16 protein-coding genes and 1 pseudogene are annotated in these 16331 nt (G+C 36.8%); 7 read left to right on the forward strand and 10 right to left on the reverse strand.

Annotated features, from left to right (window positions below):
- From ACTB0X_RS15200 to ACTB0X_RS15210, 3 genes and pseudogenes are all read left to right on the forward strand, one after another.
- A pseudogene (locus tag ACTB0X_RS15200) lies at positions 1-150 on the forward strand (ergothioneine biosynthesis protein EgtB); the annotation flags it as partial.
- 23 nt (positions 151-173) lie between these two features.
- The gene (gene egtD, locus ACTB0X_RS15205; RefSeq protein WP_463025907.1) at positions 174-1157 is read left to right on the forward strand and encodes an L-histidine N(alpha)-methyltransferase; all 984 of its coding nucleotides are present in this window, start codon (positions 174-176) and stop codon (positions 1155-1157) included.
- Positions 1158-1163: 6 nt separating this feature from the next.
- A complete protein-coding gene (locus ACTB0X_RS15210; RefSeq protein ID WP_463025908.1) occupies positions 1164-1445 on the forward strand; it encodes a DUF427 domain-containing protein in 282 nt (93 codons plus the stop codon).
- Here the strand turns inward: ACTB0X_RS15210 and ACTB0X_RS15215 are convergent, their stop codons facing one another.
- The gene (locus ACTB0X_RS15215) at positions 1446-2243 is read right to left on the reverse strand and encodes a hypothetical protein (protein ID WP_463025909.1); all 798 of its coding nucleotides are present in this window, start codon (positions 2241-2243) and stop codon (positions 1446-1448) included.
- A 92-nt stretch (positions 2244-2335) separates the two neighbouring features.
- On the opposite strand from ACTB0X_RS15215, the gene ACTB0X_RS15220 reads away from it, so the two are divergent.
- The gene (locus ACTB0X_RS15220; protein WP_463025910.1) at positions 2336-3400 is read left to right on the forward strand and encodes a 2Fe-2S iron-sulfur cluster-binding protein; all 1065 of its coding nucleotides are present in this window, start codon (positions 2336-2338) and stop codon (positions 3398-3400) included.
- Here the strand turns inward: ACTB0X_RS15220 and ACTB0X_RS15225 are convergent.
- From ACTB0X_RS15225 to ACTB0X_RS15235, 3 genes are all read right to left on the reverse strand, one after another.
- Positions 3397-4665: a choice-of-anchor L domain-containing protein gene (locus tag ACTB0X_RS15225; protein ID WP_463025911.1), complete on the reverse strand. Its 1269-nt coding sequence runs from the start codon at positions 4663-4665 to the stop codon at positions 3397-3399. The two genes, ACTB0X_RS15220 and ACTB0X_RS15225, sit on opposite strands and share 4 nt — an antisense overlap.
- Positions 4665-5201 (reverse strand): PH domain-containing protein, encoded by a 537-nt coding sequence (locus tag ACTB0X_RS15230; protein WP_463025912.1) that lies wholly within the window; start codon positions 5199-5201, stop codon positions 4665-4667. The genes ACTB0X_RS15225 and ACTB0X_RS15230 overlap by 1 nt, the downstream gene beginning before the upstream one ends.
- A 65-nt stretch (positions 5202-5266) precedes the next feature.
- Entirely contained in the window at positions 5267-6358 is a 1092-nt protein-coding gene (locus tag ACTB0X_RS15235; RefSeq protein WP_463025913.1) for an acyltransferase family protein, read from the reverse strand.
- Between the two features lie 328 nt (positions 6359-6686).
- Here ACTB0X_RS15235 and ACTB0X_RS15240 point away from each other — a divergent pair, with 328 nt between their 5' ends.
- Together ACTB0X_RS15240 and ACTB0X_RS15245 are read left to right on the forward strand one after the other, a co-directional pair.
- Positions 6687-7007: a hypothetical protein gene (locus ACTB0X_RS15240; RefSeq protein ID WP_463025914.1), complete on the forward strand. Its 321-nt coding sequence runs from the start codon at positions 6687-6689 to the stop codon at positions 7005-7007.
- A 324-nt stretch (positions 7008-7331) separates the two neighbouring features.
- Positions 7332-7652 carry a hypothetical protein gene (locus ACTB0X_RS15245; RefSeq protein WP_463025915.1) on the forward strand — a complete coding sequence of 107 codons (321 nt, stop codon included), beginning with the start codon at positions 7332-7334 and terminating at the stop codon, positions 7650-7652.
- 406 nt (positions 7653-8058) lie between these two features.
- Here the strand turns inward: ACTB0X_RS15245 and ACTB0X_RS15250 are convergent, their stop codons facing one another.
- The 6 genes from ACTB0X_RS15250 to ACTB0X_RS15275 form a co-directional block, all read right to left on the reverse strand.
- A complete protein-coding gene (locus tag ACTB0X_RS15250) occupies positions 8059-8637 on the reverse strand; it encodes an REP-associated tyrosine transposase (RefSeq protein WP_463025994.1) in 579 nt (192 codons plus the stop codon).
- Between the two features lie 144 nt (positions 8638-8781).
- Positions 8782-9882, reverse strand: coding sequence for a porin (locus ACTB0X_RS15255; protein WP_463025916.1), 1101 nt, complete (start codon positions 9880-9882; stop codon positions 8782-8784).
- Positions 9860-11242, reverse strand: coding sequence for a TrkH family potassium uptake protein (locus ACTB0X_RS15260; RefSeq protein WP_463025917.1), 1383 nt, complete (start codon positions 11240-11242; stop codon positions 9860-9862). The genes ACTB0X_RS15255 and ACTB0X_RS15260 overlap by 23 nt, the downstream gene beginning before the upstream one ends.
- A gap of 256 nt (positions 11243-11498) precedes the next feature.
- Positions 11499-12176 carry a response regulator gene (locus tag ACTB0X_RS15265; protein ID WP_463025918.1) on the reverse strand — a complete coding sequence of 226 codons (678 nt, stop codon included), beginning with the start codon at positions 12174-12176 and terminating at the stop codon, positions 11499-11501.
- Positions 12169-13254, reverse strand: a complete 1086-nt coding sequence (locus ACTB0X_RS15270) for a sensor histidine kinase (RefSeq protein ID WP_463025919.1) — start codon at positions 13252-13254, stop codon at positions 12169-12171. The genes ACTB0X_RS15265 and ACTB0X_RS15270 overlap by 8 nt, the downstream gene beginning before the upstream one ends.
- The gene (locus ACTB0X_RS15275; protein WP_463025920.1) at positions 13251-13745 is read right to left on the reverse strand and encodes a hypothetical protein; all 495 of its coding nucleotides are present in this window, start codon (positions 13743-13745) and stop codon (positions 13251-13253) included. The genes ACTB0X_RS15270 and ACTB0X_RS15275 overlap by 4 nt, the downstream gene beginning before the upstream one ends.
- Before the next feature lie 138 nt (positions 13746-13883).
- Here ACTB0X_RS15275 and ACTB0X_RS15280 point away from each other — a divergent pair, with 138 nt between their 5' ends.
- Positions 13884-16328, forward strand: a complete 2445-nt coding sequence (locus ACTB0X_RS15280; protein WP_463025921.1) for a DUF5916 domain-containing protein — start codon at positions 13884-13886, stop codon at positions 16326-16328.
- Positions 16329-16331 lie beyond the last annotated feature (3 nt).

Raw genomic sequence — 16331 nt, forward strand, 5'->3', positions numbered from 1 at the left:
TACAATGGCAAGTTTATGATTAATCAAATGGTACTTCGAGGTGGTTCAATTGCCACTCCAAAAGATCATTTCAGGATAACTTATCGGAACTTCTTCCACCCTCAATTGCGGTGGTTATTTAATGGTTTCCGATTGGCAAAATCTTTATAAAAAACGACAACAACTTAAATTTAATGGACACAGAACAAGTAGAAAGCGAGCAACAAGTAAATTTCAAGAAACAGTTTGCAGCTGATTTAATAGAAGGGATGTCTCAGACACCCAAAAAAATGTATTCCAAGTATTTTTATAATGAGCGAGGCGACGAGTTGTTTCAATCCATTATGAAGATGGATGAATACTATTTAACTGCGGCAGAATACGAAATATTCTCTATGCAAAAAGAGAAAATGGTGGCCGATATGAAGTTGGCGCAATCTCCATTTCAGTTGATCGAATTTGGAGCAGGAGATGGCTACAAAACCAAAGTGCTTTTGCGGTTTTTATTGGAAAGTGGAATTGATTTTGAATACATGCCCATTGATATTTCAAGTTCGGCCTTGGAGCAGTTAGAGAGCAGCTTAGCAGAAGAGTTGCCTGCTTTAAAAGTTAGACCCATCGCAAAAGACTACTTCAGTGCATTGGAAGATTTAAAATCGAACAATATCCGAAAGGTGATTTTGTTTTTAGGTTCCAATATTGGAAATTTTACGAAGAGCAATGCTCCAGATTTCTTGACGCAACTGTCTGATCGGATGAATGAAGATGATTTATTCTTGATGGGGGTGGATTTGAAAAAAGATCCAAATGTGATTCTTGCAGCTTACAATGATAAAAATGGAATAACTCGAGCCTTTAATTTGAATCTATTGAATCGAATTAACCAAGAGTTAGGTGGAGATTTTGATATTTTCAATTTTGAACATTTCCCCATTTATGATCCAGTAAGTGGCGCCACAAAAAGCTATTTGATCAGTAAAAGAGAACAAACGGTTTGCATTAGTTCCATTGATTTACAACTGCATTTTGAAGAGGGAGAGCCCATTGATATGGAAATATCTCAGAAATACAGCATTAAAGAAGTTGAACAACTAGCAGAACGATCAGGATTTAAAGTGGAGAAAAACTACTACGACTGCAAACACTTATTTACAGATACGCTTTGGCGAAAAAAATAGAAGTCTATGAAAGCAATATGGAACGGCCAAGTTTTGGCAGAAAGCAAGGAGACGATTAATATAGAAGGGAATCAATATTTTCCGGCAAGTAGTATTCAGTCTAAATTTTTCAAACCGACAGAGACACATACAGTGTGTCCATGGAAGGGCACTGCGTCTTATTACACCCTAACAGTTGATGGGAAAGAAAATAAAGATGCGGCATGGTATTATCCCCAAACGAAAGAAGGTGCTAAACAAATAGAAGGGTATGTTGCTTTTTGGAAAGGAGTGGAAGTGAAGGAGTAGTTACAACTTCACCACCACGCCCAATGAAACACGAACAGTCTTGCCAATATTTCGACCATCCAAAGTATAGGCTGCTCCGACAACTCCGCCTATATGTTTAGTGAATGGCTTGTAAAAGTTCCCACCAACTCTAAGAAAGCTCACGCCTAATTCTTGAAATACAGGGCGAGGCTTTCCTATTGCATAATCGCTACCTCCTTGTGCGTTTAGGTAATCTAAGAAAATGTCGGCGTAAAAGGTTTCTTTAGCGATACCAACTTTGGCAACCAATGGAATGGCATCCGTATTGGGATCATTTCTAAAGCTATATCCGCCTTTTAACATCAAAAAGTAGTTTCCTTTTTCAAGTTGCAGGATTCCTCGAATTTCTTTCGATTCTGCTTGTTGCCCGATTGAGAAGGCGCTTTCTGTTGCGTAATCAGAAACAGGAAATTGATATCCAGCACCCAGCATAAATCGAGCTTTTACCGACTTGATCTCTGTTTCAAAAAGCTTAGCACGTACAAAAAAGGAAGCATCTTGAAGCCCTGCCTCATTTCCGCCATTTGAAATGTAAGGCAAAGAAGCCACAAAATCAATTGAATTGGTAATGCCATAAGCAGTAAATATACTTATAGCAGAAATATCTCTTTTTAAGGTGGACAATTCCTTCCCACGGTAAAAGTCTTTACCTGATTCATAGGAACCTGAAAGCGCAAGGTCTAGGTTTCCTTTTTCTTTCATATAGCCATCTAGTAGACCTTGAGCTGAACTATAAAAAGGTGAAATCAGAAGTATGAAAATTAAAATAACTCGCATTGGTTGTATTGTTAAATTAGAATAAACTCCCAAAATCAATTGGAATTAGGTGATTACAAATAGTATCTTTACGGACGTAAAAATAGTAATATATGAGTAAGCATTTTCGTCAGCTAGTAGTCAAAGAAGTAATTAAAGAAACCAAAGACGCTGTTTCAATTGTATTTGAAATTCCATCAGATCAAAAACAAGATTTTAAATACAAAGCAGGTCAGTACTTAACCATCAAGGCCGACATCAATGGAGAATCAGTAAGGCGATCATATTCGTTGTCTTCATCACCTTCGATTGATTCTTTTCTGAAAGTGACCTCTAAGAAAGTAGAAAATGGAAAAATGTCTCATTATTTATACGACCACGTAAATGTGGGTGATACCATGGATGTGATGTTGCCTGACGGTAATTTTGTGTTGGATACAGACGCTATTAGAGGCAATCGGTATGTGCTTTTTGCAGCAGGAAGTGGAATTACACCTATAATTTCGATTTTAAAAACGGCCTTGGAAGACGAACCAAGAAGCACCGTTCATTTGGTGTATGGAAATCGAAAAATCGAAGACATTATCTTTTATGATGAATTGCAAACCTTAAGCACTAAATATTCCGGTCGATTATCGTTACAGTATATTATTAGCCAAGGAGCGATAGATGGCGGAAGAAACAATACGCGGATCACTCCTGAAATTGTAAGTGCAATAGCGGCAGAAGAGCAACAACACGCTGCGGCTAAAATGTATTTCATTTGCGGTCCTGAAGGAATGATTGAGGTAACGGATGAAGCATTGAAAAGTGCAGGAATTGATTCTAATGCCATCCACATTGAGCATTTTACTAATTCTGCAGTTGACGAAGGCAAAGAGACCGTTTATGAAGGTGAAGTCAATGAAGTGACTGCCATTTTAGATGGTGTAGAGCATAAACTAATTCTTCAAAAAGGAGAAACTATTTTAGAAGCAGCTGATCGTCATGGGATAGATCCTCCATACTCTTGCCAGTCTGGGGTTTGTACCACATGCAAGGCTTTAGTGACAAGAGGAGAAACCGAAATGGGCGAAAGCTTTGGATTGGATGATGAAGAAATAGCAGAAGGTTTTATTTTGACCTGTTGCACTCGACCAAAGTCTGCAGGAGTGATTGTTTCTTACGACGATATTTAATTCAACCGCAATTGAAATTCCACTCTTCTATTTTCTAAACGATTAGATTCTGATGAGTTCGGAACAACTGGTGAAGTATCCCCTTTCCCTTCAAACGACAATCGATTTGGAGCAATACCTGACGAAATCAAGTAATTGTAAATCACATTTGCCCGCTTGGTAGAAAGTGTTTTGTTGTACTCAGCACTTGCTGTGTTGTCGGTATGTCCAATTACTTTTAGTCGGATTCGATCATCGGCTTGCAATAAGGAAACTAGTTTGTTGAGCATGGGGCGCATGTCAGCTCTCAGATGGTATTCATCAGTGTGGTAATTGATTCTTGCGCTGATTGCAAAGCAGTCTTCATTCACTTTTTTAAATGCAGGGGAGTTTTCCCAGGTTATATTTTCAGCGATCAACTTTAAGTATTCTATGCCTTCTAATTTTTCTCCATCGCTTTTCAAAGAGCCGGCTTTTAAGAAAACTGCCGAGTCATAGATTCGATCGCCAATGTCTGCAATGGCTATTTTAATTTGATACCGTTCGCCGGGAATCACTTTTGTTTTCACATGGATCAAACGGGTAAATCCATCAAATTGATACTGCAATGAACGTTCGCCTCTTGCTCGGTCATCTTTCCATTTATTGATGTCTTTGGGGTCCCAAAAAGAATTGGCAATGTATAAATGATTGTTTTTTTGTGCATTGATTTGATCCACAGAAATGGGAATAGCCGCATTTTCAAAAACGGCCAAATTCCGACCAACGGAATCTCCTACTCGTTTTACAATAAATGCGAAAACGTCATTCACTCCTTTATTGATAAACTCAGGGTATTCTTCAGAAGCAAAGAAGTAATCAAATGAAAATGAATTGGAAGTCGGAATAAAATCGATGATCAATATGGCAGCATCATAGCTTTTTCCGTTTCCCAAAAGTTCTAAATCCTCATCGCTTAATCCACTGCTGCTTTCTCCTTTATGATCAGAATCGTTGGGGCCGATGGCATCAAACACATTTCCTGTACTGATCGCGACTCCTTTGGAAATGATGGCGTAATTGCTTGGATCATTGAAGCCTGCAATCGATTTTCGATGACCTTGATATTGAACGGCATTCACAATGATTCCTGAGGTAGGTCCGATTAAATATTCCTTCACCATTTCTTGGTAAGTGGTGTTGGTATCCAAGGATAATTGAGCAAAAGTTAGGGACGTGGAAAAAGTAAATAGGATAATCAGGATGTTTCTCAAAAGCGTTGGTTTGGATAAAAACGTTGATTTCATTAATTAGTTGTTTTCGTTTTTAAGAGGTCCCGAATCTCACGCAATAAATCATTAGTCGCTTTCCAATCTGGTTGATCGCTTGTCACATTAGAGGAAGATTGACGACCAGTTTGCAGGTATTCACGTTGCAGCAACACTTGTTTTTTAAAGTTTTCCGCATCTATGATTCCCACCAATTTCATGTCTGATCCATGAGCTTGCGCATTTCCGGCAGTTTCTACTTTTAGTATTTTTAAGTCCAATAAGTTGAGGATAGGGTTCTGAATAAAAGTCAAGTCTTGAATATTTTCCAATGGAATGGTTTTTTCTATTTTGAAAAAGGCACCTTTCTTAAACTCCAAGTGATGAGAAGTCAGCTGACAAGATAGGTTGTCATAGAACTTTCTACTTACAAATTGTCCTAAACCCAATAACCAGATTAAAATCAATGGAATTCCGAATATAGTCACTGTTAATAACAATACACCAACGAAAAGGATGTAGGATTTTATTTTTGGATTGAAGTTAGCTTGAAGAATAACGGTGGATGAACTCATTTTAAGTGGTTTTTAAATTCGACTCAATTTAAACTATTTCGTCGATTTAGCAACAAGAAATTTCACTATTTAAAGAATTTCTTATCCCGTAAGTTGGTGAATGGCAATTCGAAGTATTTATAAATCAAACTAGAAACCACAACCACTATCACCCAATAAATACCATATTTGATCAAACCATCTGTGGCGTTTTCTTTAATTGGGAAGTTAGTACTGATGACTACTGAGACTAATCCCAAGTTGATCAAATACATGGAGTATGAAATCAAACTGATGTGGGTGACTGCTTTTCCAATGTTTGTTTTGAATGATTTGTAGCCATCAGCTAATGGTAATAAAAGAGTGGCAGAAATAGCGACTAAGTTAAATCCTAGTGTGTTTGAAAACCAATTGGGGAAATTAAAGTAAGGGATGGTTAAGGCCAAAATGATGCCCCAAATGAACAATGGAGGAGCGTATTTTTTCCAAGAATCCAAATAATAAAACTTGATGTAAGCTGCTAACACGCCATACATAATGGCATCTAATCGCATTAATACTACTTTTCTAAAAGTGACATCTCTCCAAAAATCGTCCAATACCAAATCAGCATGAGCGAAACGGTAGAGGAGGGGAACCACCAACATAATGATGATGACGGTTAAAATTCCTTTGCGGGATGGCAGCAACTTTAGAATGAGGAGTAATAAAAATGGTAGAAAAATGTAGAACCACTCTTCGATGGATAAACTCCAGGACTCCCAAAAGAAATCGTAAAAAGGACTTGAAAAGTTATGTAAGAAGAAGAGGAATTTCCAATTGAATTGAGAAATATCACCTGGAATGACTTCCAGTTTTACCACCAAATAATTAGCAAGAAGTATTAAATAATAAGTTGGCAAGGTTCTAAACCAACGTCTTTTCCAAAAAGTGTACAATTGAGAAGGACTAAATTTGAACTCACTTTTGGCCACTTCTTTGATGAGGATGGAACCGATTAGAAATCCACTCAAGACAAAGAAAAACTCCACCCCATCAATCAATTTAATCCACGGAAAACCATCTAAGAAAGTATATTCGAGCATCCCAATGGCGTGCCCGTGCACGACGAGGAGTATCGCCACCGCTCGAAAAACATCTAATCCGTAAGTACGTTTGGAATAATCTAAAACCGACATTAAACTGATTTAGGGCATAAATATACTGACCATAATTGAACTTCGTCTAAAAGGGAATTGATCGAATTCGATTAATTTTATAGGTGGAAATTGGAAAGTGTTGGTGTTGCATACTAGACTTTTGAAGTATATTTCTAGCAGTCAGTAGAGTAAAATGAATATTTGGATGTTTTTGGTTAATTTAGGCTGAATTATAATATGGATATGACGCAGAGCCTGTCCGCCTTTGGAGGGTGTGTCATATTTAAATGTTTACATTAATTAAAAAACGAAACATCAAACGAATAACTTTAAAATCAATCCGATGAATACATTTCAGAAAAAATTAATGCTAATAACGATCGTTATTGCTACCTCTTTATTCACATATGCTTTCTCTGTTACTGAAAATTCCCCCGGTATTTTAACTGTGCGGACAACTGAAGCAGTGAGTGGCATGGTGGATAACAGCATGACGACAGTTTATCCGGATGGCACTCAAGAGAAAGTTGATTTAGAGAAACTTAAAGTAAATAATTTAAGTGGTAATCTGAAAATGATAAATCAACATTTGAATTCTTTAGTAATAAAAGGATACAAGCTCAATTCAGTTGCAGGTGGAAGTGGAGATGGTATTATAGTGACAACCTACACGTTTTTAAAAGAATAAAAACTGATGCTACCTCAGTTCGACCCTACTAGCGATCCGTTTGCACCCTAATATAATCAGACTTTAAGTCCACTGCCTAAGCGTTCTCATTTTTAAAGCATTATTTCTGCCATCCAAAATAATGAAGAATAGTTTTTAGTTAGTTTTGACTGAATTAGAATTAGATAGAATGCATTTTGTCAAACCTTAGAGTCAATTAATCAGATGCCGATACTTTCAATATCCTTTTGGCAGTACTTTAAGCTCAATAGAGTTATTGGAATCTATTGCCTAAAATTTTGCACAATATTATTTTTCAGCATTGGAATTTTAATCGCTGTGGCTTTGTACCTAACAAAAGGATTTGACGAAGACCCATTTACTGTCATAGTTAGTTCTGCTCTATTCGGCTATTGCCTTGCTATCTACATTTTTGGTCTTGCTATTTCAACTGCTTTTCAAAAAGCTAAAAAAGTGTTTAAACAATACAATCAAATACCTGAAAGAATAAAAGAAGAAAAATTATTAAGTGTTAGTTTAAGGGTTTATCCAAACGTAGACCCTAGACACTATTTTATAGAGTTTGTAATATTAAAAGAAAAGGATGGTAAATTGGAATTCGTCACTGAGCTAGAAATAAAAAACTGGCTCTTACATGAGCTATAACAAAAGTGCTAGTTCTTCCAGTTTCGCAGGATGTTTTTTTATGCGGAAAGCTCACGTTCCATGATTTCACAATATGTAATTTTAAGCAGGATGCTCCGCAGTGGTTTGCAACCCTGCGGAATATTTTTTCTACCAACTTATTTAATTAGTAGTCATTACCATTTGAGTTAAACATACTAATTCATTCAGTAAAATTATTTCTGCTTCTGCGTAGTTTGGAGCTGAAGAGTACAACCAACCAGTTTTGTAGGATGTTCTTTTAAGTAGAAAGCTCCCGTTCCCCCAGTTTTGTAGGATGTTCTTTTAAGTAGAAAGCTCCCGTTCCCTGATTTCATAAGAGGTTATTTTAAGCAGGATGCTCCGCAGTGGTTTGCAACCCTGCGGAATATTTTTTCTACCAACTTATTTAATTAGTAGTCTTTACCATTTGTGTTAAACATACTAATTCATTCAGTAAAATTATTTCTGTTTCTGCGTAGTTTGGAGCTGAAGAGTACAACCAATCTTCTTGATTTTTGACCCATCCGGCTCTCACAGGGTTTTGATGAATGTAATTTACTTTTTCCCATGTAAATTTCTCACTGTACAATTCAATTGCATGATTGCCGCTTTTCCAAACCTTATATATTTTATTTTTAGGATCATCCGATCCCGCTTTTCTAAAAATAGTCAATAACCATTCTTTTCTGCTTTCTGTTCCATTTTTTATCTCTGATATTATCTGTTTTGATGTAAATTTTTTAAAATCTCTAATAGTATCTTTTAGTTCAAATGGTTGATTGCAGTTAACTACGAGATGAATGTGGTTCGTCATAATACAATAGGCGTATACATTCAATCCTTTTGATTTTATACAATAACTCAATGAGTTTATTATTATATCTCGTTGCTCTTTACGGCTAAATATATCAACCCACTCAACAATTGTCATTGTTAAATAGTAGGACTTATTCTCTTTAATAGTATGTTTTACACCTTGTTTGATACTTAAATATAACTAATTAATAAACAAAATTCTGCTTCTAATTTCCGCAGGGTTGCAAACGCCTGCGGAGCATTCTGCTTTAAATATCAGCCGAATGGACTTGCAGTCCATTTGCAACCCAATTGAAGTAGACTTACATTCCTCCTACTTCCCAAACTTCACCGCCAAAGAAGCAGCAATAGAAAACGAAGTATAAGGCGAAGAGGTCAACACATTAAAGTCGGAGTCTTTATTTTCTAGGTAGCGCCCTTCTATTCTGCAAGCCACCATTTTATTGGGTGTGTAATCTAAGTTGAGAGAGGTTCCCCAAATGCCAACACCGTTTGGATCCGCTTGTGGTAGAATAACTTCCGCTTCATCCAAGAAGTATTCTGCTCTGAATGAAGTGCTCCATTGTTTATTCCATTTGTATTGAACAATTAAAGTAGGCGCAAACCAATTGTAATATCTATCGCTTTCTTTCCCTGCTTGCTCTAATCCAATATCCACTCCGGCTATCATTTTCCATTTATCAGACAACTCAAAAATGCCATAAAAGTTATTGAAATAGCGCATTCTTCTGGTGGTGTCCGGATATTCAGACCCTATAAAAGTGCTCCAATTGATATTGATTTTATCTGTCAACTGATAATTGACTTGTGTTCCAAAAGAAGGAATGGAGTTGGCTTCTAATCGCTCGATGCGTTGCCATCCATTAGAAATCAAGGCGGCCAATTCTAGTTTAGAAGAGGGGTTGTAAGTCAGTTTAGCGCCCGTTAAAAAATAAGGCGAATTCTCAGCAGCCAATGAACGCATTAATGTTAAATTATCCATAGAAATGGCACTTTCAAAACCCAAGTTGGATGGAAACAACCCAGCATCAAGCCAGAGGTTATTTTTCTTATTCAAGCTGATTCCAACATTGGCCTGAAATACATTTCGAAATACACTGGCTTCTGCCGCATAATTGTCTTGTGGATAGGTTCCGGCTTGTAATCCGATGTTGGCTCGGTACTTTTCATGACTCACTTTCACTTCGAATAATGCCAAGTTGATGTTAAACTCATTGTGTCGGTTGTGATTAAAAAGAAACGGTTGTCGCTTACTATCGGCAGGTTCATTAAAATCGTACACATAAAATGCATCTACGAAACCTCCAAAATTGATGGTTGGCTTTTTGGCCCAACTGCTGTCGGTTTGAGCAAATAAGGAGTTGAAACATAATGTAAATAGTATGATTAGGTTATATCGCAAGGTCTTCTTCATATTGTGTTGTAATTTCATTTTTTCTTCTTGCTAGTATCGCTAGCCCAAAAGTTAGTAAGCCCAATCTTCCTACAAACATTACCGCAATAATTACCATTTTACCAAAAAATGATAAGTCTCCAGTTATTCCAGTGCTTAATCCAACTGTGCCAATTGCAGAGGTCGTTTCAAAAAGGATACGCTCAAACTCTACTTCTTCTGTAAAAGTTAATAAAAATGTAGCGATAAATATCACTGATGCGTATAGAATAAAAATAGAGGTAGCTACAAACATGCGCTCTAAAGGTATTTTCCGACCTAAAAAGGTCACTCTTTTATTACCTCTAATTCGACTCCACATAATGGCGATAAGCGCGGTTAAGGTAGTCGATTTCATTCCACCTCCTGTTCCGGATGGGGATGCTCCAACATACATTAAGAAAATGATAATTAGAAGAGCTGAGCTGCTAAATTGCCCAATTGAAACGGTATTGAAACCAACAGTAGTTAGCGCAGACATTGACTGAAAGAAGGCAATCATGAGTTTATCATTTCCTGAATAATTAGCCATACTTGGCTCAATGAAATAAATAATTGCTGTACCTGCAAGAAGTAATATGGTTGTTACCAAAAAGATGACCTTGGTAGTAAAAGTAATTTTTTTACTGTTTTTTGAAATTCGATTCCAGAGATCAGTCACAACTATAAATCCTAACGATCCAGAAATTGCAAGTACTGATATAATGGCATTGATATATCCATTGTCGGCAAATTGCTCAAAGCTATCATTATAGAGTCCAAATCCTGCAGTGCAAAAAGCTGACACACTGTGGAAGATACTGCTCCAAACGGCAAATGTTGTTTCCACCCCTTCATTTTTAAAAGCAATGTAAAAGCATACTGCCCCAATAGATTCTATGATAATTGTAAACAGGATCACTGATTTTAAGAAATCTTTAACACTGAATCCTTTCGGCATAGTAAACTCAGTAGCAATTACTCTTCTGTGCCAACTAGTAATATTAGCACTCTTGGCTAACAGAAGGTAAGTTGTAAAAGTCATGTAACCCACACCACCGATCTGAAAAAGTAGTAGAATGATGAGTTGTCCTACCCAATTGTATGAATCAAAAATACTGACCGTAACAAGTCCTGTAGTGGAGATGGCTGAGGTGGCTATGAATAAATTGTCAATGAGCGAGGTGGATTGTTTTTGTACTAAAGGAATTGACAGTAGTAAACAACCGATGAGTGTGTAGGAGAGAAAACCGAATAGTAAATTCTGTTGAGGAGAGAGGTTGTGTTGGAATTTTCTGTAGTGGGAGATTAATTTTAGAAATACATTTTTATTTCGAGAATCGTCTACTTTGGGTAGTTTCATTTTTTAAGGGTGTGAATTAAAATAACAAGATGATTAGAACAAAAATGAGTGCGAGAAAAATAAAGAAGGGAAGGAGTAAGTGATTGATTTCTTTTTTCCATTCTTTAAACGAATGAATGTCTTTTTGATCTTCCTCACCATCATAAAAAAAGTCCCACTTCATAGTTGTAATTTTTTGATACTACAAAGTTGAGCAAGGAGAAGAGCTTAAAAAATCAAGAAAAGTGGAGAGAATATAAAGATTTTATAAAGAAAGTTATTGGAAACGGTACCCGATGCCACTTTCTGTGATAATGTGTTGAGGTAAGTTGGGGTTAACTTCTATTTTCTTTCGTAAGGAAGCAACAAATACTCTTAAATACTGCGTTTCATTCTCATACTGTTTCCCCCAAACTTCTCTAAGCAAGTAATTGTGCGTAAGGATTTTATTTTCATTTCTGGCAAGCAATACCAGTAAGTTGTATTCGGTAGTGGTTAATTTTACAAGTGCATCATTTTTGTAAACCAATCTTGCAGTCAATTCAATTCTAAGCGATCCTATTAAAATAGTCGAGTTTTTGTTCTCTGACTGATTATCTCGAATCGCTACTCTAATTCGGGCCAAGAGCTCGCCTGTTCTAAAAGGTTTGGTTAAGTAGTCAGTAGCACCATTGTCTAAAGCTTTTACAATATCTTCTTCAGCATTTTGCACGGATAACATAATAATTGGCTTAGTAAACCATGTCCTTAAATCAATTAGAGTATGGTGCCCTGAGATGTCTGGAAGTCCTAAATCCAATAAGATCAAATCAGGTTGATGACTCGCTGCTAACAATATACCCTCTTTCCCAGAGTATGCTTCAATCACTTTGTATTGGTTGCTTTCCAAGTTGATTTGTAATAGCTTTTGAATTTGAGGTTCGTCGTCTATAACTAATATCTTAGCATTATTCATGTTCTAAATTATTTGATGAAATCGATTCGCTTGGGATCGTAATTATGAAATGTGCACCCATAGAAGAATCAATTTCGGATAATTCTACTTTTCCTGCCAGTGCTTCTGAAAATCCTTTTACAATGGATAAACCCAATCCCGTACCTCCTGCTTTTGAGTTGGATAACCTATAAAATTTATTAAATACATTTTTCTCCTCGGCTTTTGGGAATCCTGGACCATTATCAGAAAAGTTAAGAATAAAGCCATCTGCTGATTGATCCAATTTGATTTTGATGGTTGAATTTTCAGGCGTATAAGTCATCGCATTTTTTAACAAATTATGGATGATCTGTTCCATAAAGAATTGATCTGTTCTGTAAAGCGGAAAATCGGCTTTAGGATCAAACTCTATCTGATGAGCTGCTGATTTTTCTTTGTTCAGTTGAATGGCTTTGTAAACGACCTCGTTTAAATCTGTCCAGTCTAACTTGGGTTTTAAAAGACCTGACTCCAACCTGCTCATATTTAATAAGTTTTCCACCTGATCATTGAGTCGAAGACTAGCTTGTTCAATCTCTATGTACAATTGATTTATATTCTGTTCGCTCAATTGATCGCTGTGTTCTCTAATTGTATCGATAGATCCAATAATGGTAGCAATGGGAGTTCGCAGTTCATGGGAGAGAGAATTTAACAATGTATTGTACAATTTGATGCTTTTCTCACTTTCCTCTTTATCCCTAGCTTTTCGTTCAAACTCTTTAATTTTAAAGGTCAGTACCGCATTTATGGTCGCAATAACAAAATACATCAAAAAGAGCAATCCATCTTCAGGGTTTCCGATGTGAAAAGTAAATTTTGGTGGAATAAAACAGAAGTTCCACAAAAGAGCACTAAGTAAAGCCGTTAGCAATACCGGAAGAATATCAAAAATCATTGCAAGAATCGACACACAAAGCAGCAATATAAAGGCAATGATTCGATAGCCTATGACATCATCGAAAAGATAAGCGATGAAGGAAATAATCAATACTAGAAGAAAGCTGAGTAAGTATTGATAGACTAATTTAAAATATCGATCTTTTCTTATGCTCAAGGTTTATTGTTTAGTTGTTTAATTAACCCGCTTTCGATATTGAATAACCAAGCGCTAGCTTGTTTTGAAACTGATAAACTATTTAATTGTTCGGCATCAATAGAAGCACGAGAGGATTCAAGGATGACTATTAATTTGGAGGCATCAATCTCTTTAGAAATAACACTCTGAAGTGTTTCTAGGTCCTTGAATGTTTCGGTATCAAGGACTGATAATTTAGATTTTGGCTGCTCCAAGACAAAATCTCTGCCATTCAGCGCTTGACTTTTGATGACCCATTTTTGACTGTTTTTTGCAATGAAATGACCTAGGGCATTCACTATTTTGTTGTTCTGAATTTTATCTTCTTGCGATAATTTGGAAGCATCTACCTCAGATAAAAATTTGCCAACATGGTCAATGACTTCATTATTGACACCTTCATTTTGCTTATTTCGTTGCTTGAAAAAGTTTTGCAGGTTTTTGAGTTGATCTTTTGATGCTTCTTCCATGCAGTAAAATTAACTGTTTTTGAAATAGAAATAAGAGGTGTTAAAATACGCTTGAAAGAATGAGTTGCAGTTCATTATATTTGCAGCCGTTCAGTCGGTTAGTTGGATGAATCAAATTAACTTCAAAGCACTTCAATATTGATTAAATACATTACTGTTTTTTTAGTTTTTATTTTTCTTTTTCAAGGCAATGGTTTTGCGCAGAAGAATCAAATTACAACCAATCAATTGTTTGTGGTTTCAACTGATGTCCCACCGAAAATCGATGGAAAGTTAGACGATGAAGCCTGGGTCAATCAACCAAAGGTTTCTGGGTTTTTACAAACCAACCCGAAACCCAAGAAAAAGCCAACAGGTGAAACGGAAGTTCAACTAATTTATGACGATCAAGCCGTTTATATTGCTGCTCGTTTATATGACAATCCCGATAGCATCAATAATTTCCTAACCGAAAGAGACGACATTGGAAACGCTGATTTTTTTATGGTGATTTTTAATAATTACCAAGATGGAATCAATGGAGATGGCTTTATCGTAACGCCAGCAGGAGTGCAAATCGATACCAAATATTCAGCAGATAACGAAAGTGTGGCTTGGGATGCCGTTTGGGAATCAGCCACCAACATAGACGACAAAGGATGGACGGTGGAAATGCGGATTCCGTATTCTGCTTTGCGATTTCCTGAAGTGGAAAAACAGCAATGGGGAGTGAACTTTGGTCGAGAAATCAGACGAAATCGAGAACGTTCGTATTGGAATTTTGTAGATCCGGCGATTGATGGCTTATTAACTCAAACCGGTTTGGTGAATGGAATTGAGAACATACAGCCACCTGTTCGCTTGTCCTTTTTTCCGTATGCATCTGCTTATTTGGAGCACAGCTCAGCAGACAATCGAACTTCTGAATCCGTCAATGGAGGAATGGATGTAAAGTATGGCATTAGCGATGCATTTACATTAGACATGACGCTGATTCCTGATTTTGGACAAACTCGATTCGACAATCAAATTTTAAACTTATCACAATTTGAAGTGGAGTTCAATGAAAACCGACAATTTTTTACAGAAGGATTGGAGCTGTTCAATAAAGCCGGTATTTTTTATTCGAGAAGAGTAGGAGGTCGACCATTGTTTGCAAGAAGCATTTCTAATGAATTGGAAGTGGACGAACAGTTAACCGAGTTGCCTGCGCAGAGCAAATTATTAAATGCAACCAAAGTTTCGGGGCGCAACAAGAAAGGATTGGGTATAGGTGTGTTTAATGCTGTGGAGAACCGAGTGTATGCAACACTTGAAGACACCATTAGTAAGGCTCAACGAACGGTGGAAGTGAATCCATTGACGAATTACAATGTGTTGGTGTTTGATCAAGTTTTGCGCAAGAATTCTTTCATCACATTGACCAATACCAATGTTGCTCGTGAAGGTTCAGCGCGAGATGCAAATGTTTCTCAATTGGATTTTAAATTGGCCAACAAAAAAAACATGTATGCCATTTCAGGGCAAGCAGGAATGAGCCATGTGCTGAATACTTTTGGTACAAAAAGTGGCTATAAGTGGCAAGCAGCCGCTGAAAAAATCAGTGGAAACTTTAAATTGAAATTGTCTCAAGAAAACATTACTGACGATTATGACCCCAATGATTTGGGATTTTTGAATATCAATAATGTCAAGAATTCATACCTGTTTGCACGCTATGCAATCTATGAGCCTTTTTCCATTTTCAATTCTGCTCGCCATGATTTTGAAGTATTCTATACGCGGTCCTATCGTCAAGATGACTTTATGAATTTTGCATTGAGTTACTTCACCGTTTATTCATTGCGAAGTTTCCATGCCATCAGTTTGAATTTTTCATTGGAACCAGTTGAAACGAATGACTTTTTTGAAACTCGAACATTTGATCAATCTTATCGCTATCCGACCAACTTTACTTATGGCGGTTTTTTCTCTAGTGATTACAGTCGACCTTTTGCATTGGATGTTAGCACCTCACAGCGTGTTTTTGATGAGCAAAGTCGATACAACACCTATTATGAAATTTCTCCACGGTTCCGACCAAATGATAAGCTGTTTTTTGTGTTGGAGCACAATTGGGGCGCTCGAAACAATGAAATGGGTTTTGTGTCCAATAAAAATGACTCCATCATTTTTGGGCGAAGAGATGTGAAAGAGTATGAAAGTTCTGTTACTGGAAATTACATATTCAACAATCGAATGGCGCTTAATTTGACGCTGCGTCACTATTGGTCAACAGCTGTTTACGACCGTTTTAATCGAGTTGATCCGGGAAATGGTGAACTATTGCCCACTGATTATGAAGGCTTCAAGGACAATGGCAAATCGATTCACGACATTAGTTTCAATGCCTTTAATATTGATTTGGCTTATAACTGGCGATTTGCTCCTGGAAGTGAAATTTCTTTGGTTTGGAAAAATATTATTTTAGAGCAAGGAGAACCTCTGGACATTAACTACCTCCAAGAAGTAGAGCAGTTGTTGAAATCACCACAATTGAATAATTTCTCAATTAAGGTGCTTTATTACATTGATTATTTGGACTTAAAGAAAAAGAGGAGTTAAGTT

The sequence above is a fragment of the Acidiluteibacter sp. genome (assembly GCF_055129545.1).